General features: G+C 68.0%; 14 protein-coding genes and 1 pseudogene. 8 read left to right on the top strand and 7 right to left on the bottom strand.

Annotated features, from left to right (window positions below; genetic code table 11):
• A pseudogene (locus BM252_RS31315) lies at window positions 1-286 on the top strand (IS4 family transposase); the annotation flags it as partial.
• A 248-nt stretch (window positions 287-534) separates the two neighbouring features.
• On the opposite strand, the gene BM252_RS29065 reads toward BM252_RS31315, so the two are convergent.
• From BM252_RS29065 to BM252_RS29055, 3 genes are all read right to left on the bottom strand, one after another.
• Entirely contained in the window at window positions 535-2,175 is a 1,641-nt protein-coding gene (locus tag BM252_RS29065) for a methyl-accepting chemotaxis protein (protein WP_093391227.1), read from the bottom strand.
• A gap of 126 nt (window positions 2,176-2,301) precedes the next feature.
• Window positions 2,302-2,790 carry a chemotaxis protein CheW gene (locus BM252_RS29060; protein ID WP_093391225.1) on the bottom strand — a complete coding sequence of 163 codons (489 nt, stop codon included), beginning with the start codon at window positions 2,788-2,790 and terminating at the stop codon, window positions 2,302-2,304.
• An 83-nt stretch (window positions 2,791-2,873) separates the two neighbouring features.
• Window positions 2,874-3,242, bottom strand: a complete 369-nt coding sequence (locus tag BM252_RS29055) for a hypothetical protein (protein ID WP_174900720.1) — start codon at window positions 3,240-3,242, stop codon at window positions 2,874-2,876.
• A gap of 202 nt (window positions 3,243-3,444) precedes the next feature.
• Here BM252_RS29055 and BM252_RS29050 point away from each other — a divergent pair, with 202 nt between their 5' ends.
• From BM252_RS29050 to BM252_RS29040, 3 genes are all read left to right on the top strand, one after another.
• The gene (locus BM252_RS29050; RefSeq protein WP_093391222.1) at window positions 3,445-4,092 is read left to right on the top strand and encodes an HD domain-containing protein; all 648 of its coding nucleotides are present in this window, start codon (window positions 3,445-3,447) and stop codon (window positions 4,090-4,092) included.
• 106 nt (window positions 4,093-4,198) lie between these two features.
• Window positions 4,199-5,500 carry a TCR/Tet family MFS transporter gene (locus BM252_RS29045; RefSeq protein WP_093391221.1) on the top strand — a complete coding sequence of 434 codons (1,302 nt, stop codon included), beginning with the start codon at window positions 4,199-4,201 and terminating at the stop codon, window positions 5,498-5,500.
• A 119-nt stretch (window positions 5,501-5,619) separates the two neighbouring features.
• Window positions 5,620-6,468, top strand: a complete 849-nt coding sequence (locus BM252_RS29040; RefSeq protein WP_245774495.1) for a substrate-binding periplasmic protein — start codon at window positions 5,620-5,622, stop codon at window positions 6,466-6,468.
• A 214-nt stretch (window positions 6,469-6,682) separates the two neighbouring features.
• Here BM252_RS29040 and BM252_RS29035 read toward each other — a convergent pair whose 3' ends face one another.
• Together BM252_RS29035 and BM252_RS29030 are read right to left on the bottom strand one after the other, a co-directional pair.
• Window positions 6,683-7,714 (bottom strand): thioredoxin domain-containing protein, encoded by a 1,032-nt coding sequence (locus BM252_RS29035; RefSeq protein WP_093391220.1) that lies wholly within the window; start codon window positions 7,712-7,714, stop codon window positions 6,683-6,685.
• A gap of 95 nt (window positions 7,715-7,809) precedes the next feature.
• Window positions 7,810-9,750 carry a CocE/NonD family hydrolase gene (locus BM252_RS29030; RefSeq protein ID WP_093391218.1) on the bottom strand — a complete coding sequence of 647 codons (1,941 nt, stop codon included), beginning with the start codon at window positions 9,748-9,750 and terminating at the stop codon, window positions 7,810-7,812.
• Between the two features lie 292 nt (window positions 9,751-10,042).
• Between BM252_RS29030 and trpS the strand changes: the two genes are divergently transcribed.
• The 3 genes from trpS (at window position 10,043) to BM252_RS29015 (ending at window position 12,660) form a co-directional block, all read left to right on the top strand.
• The gene (trpS, locus tag BM252_RS29025) at window positions 10,043-11,065 is read left to right on the top strand and encodes a tryptophan--tRNA ligase (RefSeq protein ID WP_093391217.1); all 1,023 of its coding nucleotides are present in this window, start codon (window positions 10,043-10,045) and stop codon (window positions 11,063-11,065) included.
• 4 nt (window positions 11,066-11,069) lie between these two features.
• Window positions 11,070-11,591 carry a DUF1294 domain-containing protein gene (locus tag BM252_RS31510; protein ID WP_093391215.1) on the top strand — a complete coding sequence of 174 codons (522 nt, stop codon included), beginning with the start codon at window positions 11,070-11,072 and terminating at the stop codon, window positions 11,589-11,591.
• A gap of 91 nt (window positions 11,592-11,682) precedes the next feature.
• Entirely contained in the window at window positions 11,683-12,660 is a 978-nt protein-coding gene (locus tag BM252_RS29015; RefSeq protein ID WP_093391214.1) for a DMT family transporter, read from the top strand.
• A gap of 21 nt (window positions 12,661-12,681) precedes the next feature.
• Here the strand turns inward: BM252_RS29015 and BM252_RS29010 are convergent, their stop codons facing one another.
• Window positions 12,682-13,296, bottom strand: coding sequence for an LON peptidase substrate-binding domain-containing protein (locus tag BM252_RS29010; RefSeq protein WP_093391212.1), 615 nt, complete (start codon window positions 13,294-13,296; stop codon window positions 12,682-12,684).
• Window positions 13,297-13,676: 380 nt separating this feature from the next.
• Window positions 13,677-13,967 carry an H-NS histone family protein gene (locus BM252_RS29005; protein WP_093391211.1) on the bottom strand — a complete coding sequence of 97 codons (291 nt, stop codon included), beginning with the start codon at window positions 13,965-13,967 and terminating at the stop codon, window positions 13,677-13,679.
• Between the two features lie 300 nt (window positions 13,968-14,267).
• Here BM252_RS29005 and BM252_RS29000 point away from each other — a divergent pair.
• A partial coding sequence (locus tag BM252_RS29000) for a transposase (RefSeq protein WP_174900719.1) occupies window positions 14,268-14,596 on the top strand: 329 nt, incomplete at its 3' end.

Here is a 14,596-nt window from a genome sequence, read left to right as displayed (position 1 = left end):
GGGCGCGTGCATCGCCTACAACCTGGTGCGCCTTGAAATGGCCAACGTCGCCGCCGACGCTCAATGCAACCCCACCGACATCAGCTTCGTCCGTGCATTTCACATCATTCAATACGAACTAACATGGGCCGCCGCGACTCGCGCCTATGGCAAGCTGCCTTCCCTACTACAAAGAATGCGGCAAAGGCTAGTCACCGAACTGACTGTCAAACGACCCGGCCGTCATTTTGACCGGGTCGTCAAATCAAAGGCACAGCGCTACCCATATAAGAAGTCAAAAGCTTAAGTCAACGGCATTAGGCACTGACCCCGCCGACTCTGCGAATGTCGGCACTGACCCCGCCGACTCTGACCCCGCCGCTGACCCCGCCGACTGCCCCCGCCGGGCTGCTGCCCCGCCTAGTTGTTTGGCAGGCTCGGGGGGACGACGCGGTCGGCGCGCCCAAGCAAAAAAACGCCGCCCGCTGTTGGCACAGCGCGGCGGCGTTTCTATCGGGGCGGACGGGCGCGCCGGCCGGGGCCGGCGGCGCCGGCTCAGGCGCGGCGCGCCAGCCGCGGCGGCGCGGCGCGCTCGGCCGCGCGGGCCGGGCCGTTGTGGCCGCTCAGCTGCGCGCGCGGGCGCGCGCCGCCCTCGACCTTGAACACGCTGACCACCTCGGCCAGGTTGGCGGCCTGCTGCTGCATCGCCTCGGCGGCGGCGGCCGACTGCTCGACCAGCGCGGCGTTCTGCTGCGTCACCGAGTCCATCTGGCCGATGGCGCGGTAGACCTCGTCGATGCCGGCGCTCTGCTCGGTGCTGGCGGCGGTGATCTCGGTGATGATGTCCGACACCCGGTGCACGCTGGCGACGATCTCCTGCATCGTCGCGCCGGCGTCGGCCACCAGGCGGCCGCCCTGGTTGACCTGCTCGACCGAGTCGCCGATCAGCGCCTTGATCTCCTTGGCCGCCGAGGCCGAGCGCTGCGCCAGGTTGCGCACCTCGCTGGCCACCACGGCGAAGCCCCTGCCCTGCTCGCCGGCGCGGGCCGCCTCGACGGCCGCGTTGAGGGCCAAAATATTCGTCTGGAAGGCGATGCCGTCGATCACGGCGATGATGTCGACGATCTTCTTCGAGGCGCTGTTGATCGACTCCATGGTGCCGACCACCTGGGCCACCACGGCGCCGCCCTTGACCGCCACCTGGGCCGCCGAGGCGGCCAGCTGGTTGGCCTGGCGGGCGTTGTCGGCGTTGTGCTTGACGGTCGAGGTCAGCTCCTCCATCGACGAGGCGGTCTCCTCCAGCGAGGCGGCCTGCTCCTCGGTGCGCTGCGACAGGTCGAGGTTGCCGGCGGCGATCTGGGTCGACGACGAGGCGATGTGCTCGGTGCCGCTGCGCACCTGGCTGACGATGCTCAGCAGGCTGGCGTTCATGTGCTGCAGGGCGCCGAGCAGCTGGCCGGTCTCGTCGCGCGAGCGCACCTCGATGTGGCCGGTCAGGTCGCCCTCGGCGACGCGGCGCGCCGCCTGCACCGCCGTCGCCAGCGGCCGCGTGATGCCGGTGGTGAGCAGCCAGGAGCACAGCGCGCCGAAGGCCAGCACCAGCGCCGCCAGCACCAGCAGCAGGCGCCGGCTCTGCGCGGCGACCGCCTCGATCCGCTGGGCGGTGGCGTCGATTTTTCCACGCTGCATCTTCAACAGCTCCTGCATCAGGCCCAGGTAGGCCGTCGAGCCGGGCGCGAACACCTTCAGGAAGACCGCGTCGGCCTCCTCGAGCTGGCCGGCCGCCTTGAACTTGGCGACCTGGTCGCGCGAGGACAGGTAGATCTTGCGCTGCTCGCCGATGCGGCCGAACAACTCCTTCTCGTCCGGGTCGACCACCAGCGCCTCGACCTTTTTCTGGTACTCGGCCGAGACGGCCGAGGAGGCCTTGGCCTCGTCGGCGAAATAGGCCACCAGGCTCTGGTCGCTGCTGCGGGCGATGGCGGTGGTGCGGCGGATCGCGCTGTCGATCTTGCTGTACCAGTCGCTGATCATGCGCTCCTTGGCCAGCGGCACCTCCATCATGGCGCGGGTGGCGTCGGAGAGGTTTTGCAGGCGCCACACGCTGATGCCGGTGATTAACATCGCCAGCGCCAGGATCAGGCTGAAGCCCAGGCCCAGACGGGTACCGATACTCATATTCTTAAACGTATTCATTTGCTTGTTCCGATATTGAAAACGATATGTCAGATGTGCCGGTGGCGCGTCCGGGCGCGCAAGGCCGCCGGCGCCGCCCCCCGGCGAAGGGGGACGGCGCCGCGCGGCGTTCGGCGGCGGGGGAAATCAGGCGGCGACGGCGTCGATCAGGCCCATCTCGGCGCTCGACATCAGCTTGTCGATGTCGACCAGGATCAGCATGCGCTCGTCGAGCGTGCCGAGGCCGACGATGTGGTCGGTGTTCATCGCCGAGCCGATCTCCGGCGCCGGCTTGATCTGCTCGGGCAGCAGGGTGGTCACGTCGGAGACGCGGTCGACCACCATGCCGACCACGCGGTGGCCGATGTTGAGGATGATGACCACGGTGAACTGGTCGTACGAGGGGGTGCCCAGCTTGAACTTGATGCGCATGTCGACGATGGGCACGATGATGCCGCGCAGGTTGACCACGCCCTTGACGAACTCCGGCGCGTTGGCGATGCGGGTCGGCGTCTCGTAGCTGCGGATCTCGCTGACCTTTTGGATATCGATGCCGTACTCTTCCTGGCCCAGGGTGAAGGCGAGGTATTCGGCGGCGGGGGACGTTGCGTGAACGTCGCTGGTAGGGGTGGACATGCGGTTTCCTTAAAGTACATTACTGAACGGATAGGTTCGCAATGTTACCTTAAGTCAAGATTTCACGCATTAAAAATAATGCATTATGGCAATTTCCTGCCGATCCGCGCGCCCGCGCCGCCGTCGCGCGGCGGCTGCCACGGCGCGGCGGCGGCCGGCAGCGCCTCGCGCCGCTGCGCCGGCCGGCCGGCCTCGCCGTCGGCGCCGTCGCGCCAGCCGTCCTGGCGGCGTGGCGCGTAGGCGCCGGCGCGCCCGCCCGCCCCGCCCTGGGCGCCGGCGCCGGCCGGGGCCGGGGCCGGCGGCACGGCGTCGCGGCCGTCGCGCGGGTGGGCCGGCGCGCGCGGGTCGTCGGCGCGCGCGGCCGACGACGGCAGGGTCGGCGTGTCGTCCAGCGCCAGCGCGGCCGAGCTGCACAACAAGAGAAGAACGCCGAGGCAAACCGGGCTACGCATGTGTCACCTTATCTGGATGGGAATGAATTGCATTTTGCATAATACCACAGCCCTTAGCAAGCTTACAACGCCGGGCGATGGATATTTCGCTGCAGCAAGACGAAAATCTCGCCGGCGGCGAGCGGACGGCCGGCGTTTCATGCCACAATTGCGCAGCCCGCCGGCCCGTCGGCGGGCGGCAATACGAGCACACTGGAGATCGATGAATACACTGATGAGCAGCTGGCAGCCGCGCCTGGTCGCGCTGGCCGCCGCCGCCGCCGGCGCCGACGGCGCCCACGACAGCAACCACCTGCACCGCGTCTGGCGCAACGCCACCCTGCTGCTCGACGAGCACCCGGAGGCCGACGGCCTGACCGTGCTGGCCGCCTGCTACCTGCACGACCTGGTCAACCTGGCCAAGGACCACCCGCAGCGCCACCTGGCCAGCCGCCAGTCGGCCCTGCTGGCGAGCCGCCAGCTGGCCGCGCTGGGCTTCCCGGCCGACAAGCTGGGCGCCGTCGCCCACGCCATCGAATGCCACAGCTTCTCGGCCGCGCTGCGCGCCGAGACGGTCGAGGCGCGCATCGTGCAGGACGCCGACCGCCTCGACGCCCTCGGCGCCGTCGGCCTGGCGCGGCTGTTCTACACCGCCGGCCGGCTCGGCTCCGGCCTGGCCCACGCCGACGACCCGATGGCGCTGCAGCGCGAGCTCGACGACAAGGCCTACGCGCTCGACCACATCGACACCAAGCTGGCCAAGCTGCCCGGCAAGATGCAGACGGCGGCCGGCCGGCGCCTGGCGCAGGCGCGCCTGGGCGAGCTGACCGCCTTCCGCGACCGCTTCCTCGCCGAATGGGCGGCGCCTTGACGCGCCGCCGCCAAGCCGGCGCCCGGCCGGCGGCCCGGCGGCCCTCCCGGCAAGGCGCCCGGTCCGCCCCGGCCGGCGCCGCCGCGCGCGGCGACGGCGGCCGCCGATGAGCCGCCGGCCCGACGCCCAAGCGGCCGCTCCGGCCGCCCCGGCCGCCGCCGGGCACGCCGCAGGCCCGGCCAAACCCGCCGCCGCCGCGCCCGCCGGCAACCTCAACTTCGTGCTGGTGTGCATCTTCATCGACATGCTCGGCATCGGCCTGGTGGTGCCGGTGCTGCCCATCCTGGTCGGCGAGTTCGTCCACACGCGCGACGCCCAGGCGCTGTGGTACGGCATCATGGGCACCACCTTCGGCCTGATGCAGTTCATCTTCATGCCGATGTTGGGCGCCGTCAGCGACCGCGTCGGCCGCCGCCCGGTGCTGCTGTACTCGATGGCCGGCATGTGCGCCAACTTCCTCGCCACCGCCTGGGCGCCCAACCTGGCCTGCATGTTCATCGGCCGGGTGGTCGGCGGCATGTCCTCGGCCAGCATGTCGGTCGCCTCGGCCTACGCCTCGGACGTGTCGACGCCGGACAACCGCGCCAAGAGCTTCGGCAAGATCGGCGCCGCCTTCGGCCTGGGCTTCATCTGCGGCCCCATCCTCGGCGGCCTGCTGGGACGCTACAGCCTGCAACTGCCGTTCTACGTCGCCGCCGCCTTGTCGGCCGGCAACTTCGTCTACGGCTACTTCTGCGTGCCCGAGTCGCTGCCGGCCGGCCTGCGCGCGCCGTTCCAGCTGAGCAAGCTCAACCCGCTGGCCGCCGTGCTCAAGCTGGTCGGCCGGCGCGACATCCGCGGCCTGATCATCGTCTTCGCCCTGGTCACCTGCGCCCAGATGATGCTGCAGTCGACCTGGGTGCTGTACACCCACTTCCGCTTCGACTGGAACCCGAGCCAGAACGGCATCGCCCTGTTCTGCGTCGGCCTGTCCTCGATGGTGGTGCAGGCCGGCCTGCTGGGCCTGCTGATCAAGCGCTTCGGCGAGGTGCGCCTGGCCCTGCTCGGCCTCGGCTCGGGCTGCATCACCTACACCCTGTACGGCCTGGCCACCGAGGGCTGGATGATGTATGTGTTCATCCTGTGCAACCTGCTGGCCTTCGCCGCCGGCCCCGCGCTGCAGGGCATCATCTCGAAGGCGACGCCGGCCAACCAGCAGGGCGAGCTGATGGGCTCGCTGCAATCGATCAGCAGCGTCGGCATCATCTTCATGCCGCTGCTCGGCAGCGCCATCCTCGGCGAGGTCAGCCACCTGCCGGCGCGCGACTGGCGCATCGGCACCACCTTCTTCGTCTGCGCGGCGATGCAGCTGCTGGCCATCCTGGTGGCGCGGCACTATTTCCGCCACCATCCCTTGCGGCAAGTCTAAGGCGGCGGCGGGCGGGCTTGGCATTTGTTAACGAATAGGCCACAATGTGATTTCTCCGCCGGCCCGCCGGTGCCGGCTTGCAACTTGCCTCCTGCTTGGTTCGACCACCGAAGACGCCCATGACGCCCGCATTCCGCCGCCTCCGCCCGCTGTCCCGCACCGCCGCGCCGGCCATGGCGCTGGCCTTGGGGCTGGCGCTGGGCGCGGCCGGCGCCGCCCGCGCCGACTGCTCGCGCGACATCAACGTGCCGGTCTCGGCCAACGGCGCCAGCGTGGTCATCAACGGCGCCAGCGTCAACGGCATCTACCCCGACCTGCTGCGCAACCTCGGCGGCCGGGTCGGCTGCAACTTCCTCTTCTCGGTGGTGCCCCGGGCGCGCCAGATGGCCATGTACGAGGCCGGCAAGGCCGACCTGCTGATCCCGGCCATGCGCACGGCGGGCCGCGACAAGATCGGCCAGTTCGTCCCCATGGTCGGCCACCGCGCCGTGCTGATCTCCGTGGCCGGCAGCCGCGCGCCCGTCGCCAGCGGCCGCGAGCTGCTCGAGCGGCGCGAGTTGCGCGTGGCGGTGGTGCGCGGCTTCGACTACGGCGAGCAATACGCCGCGCTGCTGAAGGAATTGGGCCGCCAGGGGCGGCTGTTCACCGAGGTCGACGCCAACGCCGTGGCGCGGCTGATGCACGCCGGCGCGGTCGACCTGACCATCATGGGGCCGACCATTTTGGCCGGCGCCATCCGCCGCGAGCCGCGCGTGCAGGGCCTGTTGGAACGGCTGCGCATGGAGCCGATCCCCGAACTGCCGTGGGGCCAGAGCGGCGCCTACGTCTCCAAGGTGTCGCTGTCGGCCGACGACCAGCAACTGCTGCGCGAGCAGCTGGAGAAGGTCGCCAAGTCCGGCGCCGTGATGGACGGCTTCCAGCGCTACCACCGCCCCGACATCCTGGCCGAAAGCGTGCGGCCGCGCTGAGCGCCCCCTACCGCAACGGCCGCCCTGCTGCGCCAGCCGGTGGGGTCAGCAACGGGCGGGGTCAGTGCCGACATTCGGACACGTCCTCTGCAATGCTGATGTTTCGAGCCCGCCAGCGGGGCCATGCTTGCGCTGAAATGGCTCAGCTCGTGTCCGAATGTCGGCACTGACCCCGCGGTTTCTAGGCGGCCGCGCTGAGCCGGCTACTTGCCGGCTACTTGCCGGCTTCTTCGGGCGCCGGGCTGGCGCCCTCGGCCGCCGCCGGCGTGCCCAGCTTCTTCAACAGGCCGGACAGGGGGTTGAAGCGGATCGTCGTGGTGCCGCCGCTGGTGCTGATGCCGGCCGCCGCCGCCGCCGCGCCGCCGCCGCTGACGGCCGTGTTGCCGCCGGCGGCACGGAACTGGGCGTAGCGCTGCGGCTTGGGCTCGTCCCAGAAGACGCGGCCGGGACTCTTCCTCAACTGGTCCTGGAACACCGGCAACTCCTGCGCGGCGGTCGAGGTGGTGCCGTTGCCGAACAGCATTTGCGGATAGCCGCCGCCCAGCCCCATGCTGGCGATGATCAGCTGGACGTCGCGCGCCGCCTCGACGCCCAGGTCGCAGCTGCCCGACGGCAGGTTGAAGTAGCCGCCCGGCGACTTGAGCAGGGTGTTGCGCCACACCTCGGCGTTCTGCTTGGCACACCAGATGTTGCGCACGGTCGAGGCGTGGGCGTTGTCCTTCGGTTGCAGGGTGCTGGGCAGGACATAGACGGTGGCGTCGACCTTGTCGCCGGCGTTGGCCAGCATGCGCTCGAACTTGACGCAGTAGGGACAGTCGAAGGCGGAGATCAGCAACACCTGGTTGCCGGCCTGGCCCTTGCCCTGCTCGAACTTGATGAGGCGGTCGAAACGTATGCCGCGCAGCATCTCGCTGAGCAGGCTGCTCTTCTCGGCCTCGCTGATCGGCTGCGGATCGCGCACCGGCTGGGTCCATTCGACGATCTTGTTGCCGTCGGTGACCAGGATCAGCGTGACGGCGTCGTTCACATACAACTGGCCGACGCCGGCCCCCTGCTCCCAGCGGTACAGGCCCTGGATCAGCGTCTCGCGCACGCTCGACGGGCTGAACGGGATCTTCTTGGCGCGCATGCGCTCGGCCAGCACGCCGCGCACGCTGCCCAGGTCGGCGTAGGCGGGCAGCGCGCCCAGTCCCAAGGTCAAGGCCAGCACGGCGGCCAGCGGACGGCGGAAGATTGCTTGGGACATCGCGACTCCTATTGTTATCAAGAACTCATTATAACCAATCCTTTATAGCCAATCCTATACCTTGCAACAACTTTATTAAGCGCGCCGCCGGGCGCTCACGGCGCCGTGTTGGGCACCACCGGCAGCTCGATCGCGCTGGCGCTGCCGGCGCGGCGGAAGATGCGCTGGGTCGCCTTCTGGTAGTCGGCCGGCTGGGCGTGGAAGATGTTCGGCACGTAGGTCTGCGGGTTGCGGTCGTACAGCGGGAACCAGCTCGACTGGATCTGCACCATCACCCGGTGGCCGGGCAGGAACACGTGGTTGGCGTTGGGCAGGGCGAAGCGGTAGCGCTCGATCTGGTTGGGCACGATGGCCGCCGGTTGCTCCAGGCTGTTGCGGTAGCGGCCACGGAAGATGTCCATCGCCACGCCCAGCTGGTAGCCGCCCAGCTCGGGCTGCGACGGCACCTCGTCCGGGTAGACGTCGATCAGCTTGACCACCCAGTCGGCGTCGCTGCCGCTGGTGGCGGCGAACAGGTTGACCATCGCCGCGCCGGAGATCTGCAGCCGGTTGCGCAGCGGCGGGCTGACGTAGCTGAGCACGTCGGTGCGGTCGGAGAAGGAGCGCTGGTCGCTGACCAGCCAGGGCTTCCAGACGTTGCCGTCGTTCATGCGCACCGGACGCGGCACGAAGGGCACCGGCTTGGCCGGGTCGGAAACGTACTCGTCGACGCCGGTCGAACCGTGCGGCTGGTCGAAACCGAGGCTGAAATTGGACCGCAGGTAGAGCGGCGAGAGCGCCGTGGCGCAGCCCTCGGCGCAGGCCAGCGGCCATTGCGGCAGGCGCTGCCAGCGGTTGCTGCCGGTCTGGTAGAACAGCACCGGCGCGGTGTCGGCCTTGGCGGCGCCGTCCTTCAGGTACTGGTCGAGGAAGGGCTGCATGACGTCGCGGCGGAACTCCAGCGCCGTGTCGGCGCCGAACTTGAGCGGGCCCAGGCCGGCCGCCTCGTAGTTGACGCCGCTGTGGCGCCACGGCCCGACGGCGAGGAAGTTCATGGCGTTGTCCTTGTCCTGCGCCTCCATCGCGGCGTAGGCGGCGTGGGCGCCGTAGATGTCCTCCTGGTCCCACTGGCCGATCACGTGCATGGTCGGCACCGTCGGCGCGCGCTTGGCCAGGATGCGGTCGAGCGCCTGGCCCTGCCAGTAGGCGTCGTAGGCCGGATGCTCGAACACCTTCTTGGTGAAGTTGAGCTGGTCGAGGCCGAACTTTTGCGCGTAGCCGAAGGCCGAGCCGGCCCGCAGCACGCTGTCGTAGTCGTCGTAGACGCCGGTGGCGAGCGGCTCGCCGCTGCCCTTGACGGTGATCTGGCCGGCGAAGTACGGCAGGCTGGGCATGCGGAAGGCGCCGTTGTGGAACCAGTCGTCGCCGCGCCAGCCGTCGACCATCGGGCTCATCGGCACGGCCACCTTCAGCGCCGGGTGCGGATCGACCAGCGCCATCAACACGGTGAAGCCCTCGTAGGACGAACCCAACATGCCGACCTTGCCGTTCGACTCGGGCACGTTCTTGACCAGCCAATCGATGGTGTCCCAGGCGTCGGTGACGTGGTCGCTCTTGCTGCCGTTGAGCGGGCCGCGCACCGGCCGCGTCATCACATAGTCGCCCTCCGAGCCGTACTTGCCGCGCACGTCCTGGAACACGCGGATGTAGCCGGCGCCGGCCAGCACCTCGTCGCCCAGCGGCAGGATGGCCGCCATGCGCGGGCTGGCGTTGCGCTGGGCGCGCCGGCTGGCGTTGTAGGGCGTGCGGGTGAGCATGATGGGCGCGCCGCTGGCGCCCTTGGGCACGACGATCACCGTGTGCAGCTTGACGCCGTCGCGCATCGTGATCATCAGGTCGCGCTTGACGTAGTCGTTGTCGTCGCTGGGCGCGGCGAAGCTGGCCGGGATGTCGGGCGCCATCGGCGCGGTCTGCGCGGCGGCGCCGCCGACCAGGCCGGACAACAGCGCGGGCAGTAAAACCAGGGCGGGAAGGTGAACGGTGGGACGGACGCGCATGCGGACTCCAAAGTAACATAGGGTTGCCCGCTTTCAACGAAACGGGCCGACGGCCATCCTACCGAAGGGTTGAGGAATATGCAACGGCGGCGGCGCGCCTTGACAGGGCGCCGGCAAACTGCAACCATACGGCCATGAAATTTTCCCCCACACATCGTTCCAGCCTGAATTGGTGGCGCCGCTAACGTTCAGCGGCCACTGTCTATAGTGATGTGATTTTTTATCAACGCCGCCTCTTCCTGGTGGCGTTTTTATTGGCGCGGCTTGTTGGAGGCAACGTAAAGGAACCTTGATGAGCACGCCAACACCGTCCACCTCCCCGTCCGTGATCCTGACCGGCGACCGTCCCACCGGCCCGCTGCACCTGGGCCACTATGTCGGCAGCCTGCAGAACCGCGTCGCCTACCAGCACGACTACCAGCAGTTCATCATGCTGGCCGACGCCCAGGCGCTGACCGACAACATGGACGACACCGGCAAGGTGCACCGCAACGTGGTCGAGGTCGCCCTCGACTATCTGGCCGTCGGCATCGACCCGGCCAAGTCGACCATCCTGATCCAGTCGCAGATCCCGGAACTGGCCGAGCTGACCTTCTACTACCTGAACCTGGTGACGGTGGCGCGGCTCGAGCGCAACCCGACCGTCAAGGCCGAGATCGTGCTGCGCGGCTTCGAGCGCGACATCCCGGCCGGCTTCCTGACCTACCCGGCCAGCCAGTGCGCCGACATCACCGCCTTCAAGGCGACCCTGGTGCCGGTGGGCGAGGACCAGATCCCGATGATCGAGCAGACCAACGAGATCGTGCGCCGCTTCAACCGCACCACCGGGCGCGACGTGCTGGTCGAGTGCAAGGCGCTGGTGCCGGAGATCGGCCGCCTGCCCGGCATCGACGGCAAGGCCAAGATGAGCAAATCGCTGGGCAACACCATCAACCTGGGCGCCAGCGCCGCCGAGATCACCGCCGCCGTCAAGAAGGTCTACACCGACCCGCTGCACCTGCGCGTCGAGGACCCCGGCCACTTGGAGGGCAACATCGCCTTCGTCTACCTGGACGCCTTCGACCCGGAGAAGGCCGCGCTGGCCGAAATGAAGGCCCACTACGTGCGCGGCGGCCTGGGCGACAGCATCGTCAAGAAGCGCCTCGAGGTGGTATTGCAGGAGATGCTGGCGCCGATCCGCGCCCGCCGCGAGGAGCTGGCCAAGGACCGTGGCTACATCATGCAGGTGCTCAAGGACGGCACCGCCAAGGCGCGCGAAGTGGCCGCCCGCACCGCCGACGAAGTCAAGGCCGCGCTCGGCCTGAGCTACTTCTAAGCCCGTGGCGCCGGCCCCCAGCCGCGACCGTCCAGCGCCAGCGGCGCGCGGCGACGGCGCCGCGCGCGCCTCCGCCGCCAAAGCACCGCGCGCCGGCGCCGACAAGCGCCCTGCCCCGCGCCGCCAGGCCGCCCGATCCGGCGCGGCCGGCGCCAGCGGCAGCGGCAGCGGCAGCGGCAGCGCCAGCTATCTGGCCATCGTCGTGCTGCTGGTGCTGTACCTAATCGCCACACTGCAGTGGCGCCTGTCGACCTGGGCCGCCGTGGCGTACGGCGCGCTCAGCTTGGTCTGCTTTATCCTCTACGCCATCGACAAATCGGCCGCCGTCAACGGCCGCTGGCGCACGCCGGAAAGCACGCTGCACCTGCTGGCCCTGGCCGGCGGCTGGCCCGGCGCGATCCTGGCCCAGCAGTGGCTGCGCCACAAGTCCAGCAAACTGGCCTTCCGCATCGTCTTCTGGTGCACCGTGGCGCTCAATATGGGCGCCTTCATGTGGCTGGCGCGCTGGCTGCACCGCCACGCCTGAGCCGGCAACGATGTTCAGCGCGACACCCCGGCGCCGGCGCGGCAAGCATGTCCAAGCAAGCCCAAACAAGCTCAAGTAGAAAGCAAGAACGATGTGGAATGGCATTTTGTGCGGCCTGCTGGCAGGCGCCCTGTGGGGCATGGTGTTCATCGTGCCGGAGCTGCTGTCGGCCTTCTCGCCGCTGGAGATGGCGGTCGGCCGCTACACCGCCTACGGCCTGATCGCCGCCGCGCTGACCGGACGCAAGCTGCCGGCCCTGCTGCGCCGACTCGACCGGGGCGACTGCTACGCCCTGCTGCGCCATGCGCTGTCGGGCAACATCGTCTACTACATGCTGCTGGCCCTGGGCGTCAAACTGGCCGGCGTGGCGCCAACCTCGCTGATCATCGGCGTGCTGCCGATCTCGGTCACGCTGATGGGCCGCAAGGACCACGGCGCCCTGCCGCTGCGCCAGCTGGCGCTGCCGCTGCTGGTGGTGGCGGCCGGCATCGCCTGCATCAACATCGACGTGTTCAGCCATAGCAACGGCGCCGCCGCCGGCGAACTCGGCAGCAAGCTGCTCGGCGTGCTGTGCGCCAGCGGCGCCCTGCTGTGCTGGAGCTGGTATACGCTGGACAACGCGCGCTACCTGAAGCGCAACCCCCACTTCGGCAGCGGCGAATGGTCGGCCCTGTACGGCCTGGCCAGCGGCCTGATCGCGCTGCTGATCGGCGCCGCCGCGCTGGCCGTGTTCCACGCCGACGTGAGCGGCGCGGCGGGCGCCGCCAGCGGGCGCGACTGGACCGCCTTCTGGATCATCAACGCGCTGCTCGCGCTGGGCGCCTCGGTGATCGGCAACCACCTGTGGAACGTCGCCAGCCGGCGCGTGCCGGTCACCCTGTCGGGCCAGCTGATCCTGTTCGAAACCCTGTTCGCGCTGCTGTACGGCTTCATCTACAAGCAGCAGCTGCCGCGTCCGCTGGAGGCGGCGGCGATGGTCTTGCTGGTGGTCGGCGTGTTGTGGTCGGTGCGCGCCCACGCGCTGGACGACGCCGAACTGAGCCCCAGCACCAGCCACGGCGCCGGCTAGGCCGCCCGTTCTGCCGCGCTGCTAGTTGAGCAGGCCGTTCTCGCAGAGCACGTCCTGGATCAGCTCCAGCCGCAGGATGGGATTCTCCTGCGCCAACAGACGCTGCTTCTCGGCCAGGTCCAGGCGCAGCAATTCGCACCAGCGGTTGGCCACCCAGCCGGCCTCGTCGAGCCGGTACGGCGGCGCCAGCGGGATATTCGTGGTGGTGATCTGCTTCTTCTGCAGCGAGCGGATCAGCGCGGCCAGCGCCTTGGCGACGTCCTCCTGCTCGGCCGGCACCGGCAGCACGCGGTCCTCGTCGAGCGGCTCGACCTCGGCCACCCACAGGCCGTTTTTGAGCCGGCTCGACGAGCTCACCGTGAAGCGGGTCGTGCCGACACAGGTGATCTTCATCAGGCCCGGCATCGGCGAGCACGAATCGAGGATGCGCGCCATCGTGCCGACGCCCGACAAGGTCTCGGCCATCTCCGGCAGGCGCACCTCGCTGCCCCGCAACAGCGAGACCACGCCGAACTCCTCGCCGCTGGCGATGCACTTCTTCACCAAGTCGAGATAACGCACCTCGAACACCTGCAGGGGTAAATGTCCACCTGGAAATAAGATGGTATTCAGCGGAAAGAGGGAAATGGAAGGCATGTTGTCATGATCGCATGAAAACGTGCCGCCGTCGAATGTCGTGGACAGAATTTCAGCACAATATTCGCGCGGTCGCCATGCGCGGCAAGCCAATCGCTAGACGATTAGAGCCATGCGGCAACAAGTATTGGAAATGGAATGCGCATCCGGCGGTTCGGCCAAAGCGGCCAAAGGGAATACGCCGCGAGGCCGACAGCATTGTGCGGTCGCGTCGGGGGAATGCGGCCAGGCTGGCGGGGAGAATTCCCGCTGGAATAAACTAATCCGCCCGCCGCCCCACGCCAGCGCGCCGGGCGCGGTGGTGCAAGGCGGCGGACGAAGGCGGCCCGCGAGAATATGCCCGGCATGGGCGGATAATCCCGCGACGGCGCCAACCGTCCTTATTTAATCAGGAACTGGTTCTTATCTTTGCCTTCGAGCCATTTTGGTGCGCGGCCACGGCCGGTCCAGGTTTGGCCGGTGGCCTCGTCGCGGTACTTGGTCGGCACCGGCGCGCGGGTCTTGACCGGCTTGGCTTTGGCGGTCGAACCCAGGTCGGCCAGCGTCAGGTTGTAATCGCGCATGATGACGGCGATCTTTTCTTTAGCCGCCAGCAATTCGTTCTTGCGTGCGCTCTCGGCCAAGCTTTCTAATTCGGCGATCTTAGTTTTGTATTCCTGGTAGGTCGTCATCTTTACTTCCTTCTTATCGGTGGAGAGCGAATTCTTAGTGGTTGGTCGTTGAAACTACAACTGAAAAACCCGACGTGACATTGTGTGACAATTCAGAAACGCAAATTTACCATAAGACCGAGTGAATATTCTACTAATATATGCAATAAATATCCGCGCGGGTAGAAAAAAGAATAGTTTTCGCAACTTTTTGCGGAAACCGGGGGAAACTCGGGATTACCTGATTATGTTCGTTCGTCAGAACTTTGCCACTCCTGTTGAGTCAAACCTATCAGGATGGCAGAGCCACTGAAGGGGACGATGATGACGATCAACGGGATTCAGTTTCAGAAGGGACTGTCGCTGCCTGCGTTCTTGCGCGATTACGGAACCGAGGAGCAATGCGAGGCGGCGTTCATCAAGGCGCGGTGGCCACAGGGATTCATCTGCCCTTGCTGCGGCCATGGCGCCGCTTACGAATTCAAGCGGCGGGAACTGCGCTACTGGCAGTGCGGCGCCTGTCGGCATCAAACCAGCCTGCGTGCCGGAACGGTGATGGAACATGGCCGCCTGCCGTTGACGAAGTGGTACTTGGCGATCTATCTGGTGACGCAATCGAAGACGAACATCGCCGCGCTGGCCATGATGCG

The sequence above is a fragment of the Rugamonas rubra genome, assembly GCF_900114705.1.
GTDB lineage: Bacteria > Pseudomonadota > Gammaproteobacteria > Burkholderiales > Burkholderiaceae_D > Rugamonas > Rugamonas rubra.
The sequence above is the reverse complement of the archived record's forward strand: the minus strand, read 5'-3'. Positions and strand labels throughout refer to the sequence as shown.

Coding starts and splice junctions, on each gene's coding strand:
- BM252_RS29065 (WP_093391227.1), bottom strand. CDS start 2,175: ATGAATACGTTTAAGAATATGAGTATCGGTACCCGTCTGGGCCTGGGC.
- BM252_RS29060 (WP_093391225.1), bottom strand. CDS start 2,790: ATGTCCACCCCTACCAGCGACGTTCACGCAACGTCCCCCGCCGCCGAA.
- BM252_RS29055 (WP_174900720.1), bottom strand. CDS start 3,242: ATGCGTAGCCCGGTTTGCCTCGGCGTTCTTCTCTTGTTGTGCAGCTCG.
- BM252_RS29050 (WP_093391222.1), top strand. CDS start 3,445: ATGAATACACTGATGAGCAGCTGGCAGCCGCGCCTGGTCGCGCTGGCC.
- BM252_RS29045 (WP_093391221.1), top strand. CDS start 4,199: ATGAGCCGCCGGCCCGACGCCCAAGCGGCCGCTCCGGCCGCCCCGGCC.
- BM252_RS29040 (WP_245774495.1), top strand. CDS start 5,620: ATGACGCCCGCATTCCGCCGCCTCCGCCCGCTGTCCCGCACCGCCGCG.
- BM252_RS29035 (WP_093391220.1), bottom strand. CDS start 7,714: ATGTCCCAAGCAATCTTCCGCCGTCCGCTGGCCGCCGTGCTGGCCTTG.
- BM252_RS29030 (WP_093391218.1), bottom strand. CDS start 9,750: ATGCGCGTCCGTCCCACCGTTCACCTTCCCGCCCTGGTTTTACTGCCC.
- trpS (WP_093391217.1), top strand. CDS start 10,043: ATGAGCACGCCAACACCGTCCACCTCCCCGTCCGTGATCCTGACCGGC.
- BM252_RS29015 (WP_093391214.1), top strand. CDS start 11,683: ATGTGGAATGGCATTTTGTGCGGCCTGCTGGCAGGCGCCCTGTGGGGC.
- BM252_RS29010 (WP_093391212.1), bottom strand. CDS start 13,296: ATGCCTTCCATTTCCCTCTTTCCGCTGAATACCATCTTATTTCCAGGT.
- BM252_RS29005 (WP_093391211.1), bottom strand. CDS start 13,967: ATGACGACCTACCAGGAATACAAAACTAAGATCGCCGAATTAGAAAGC.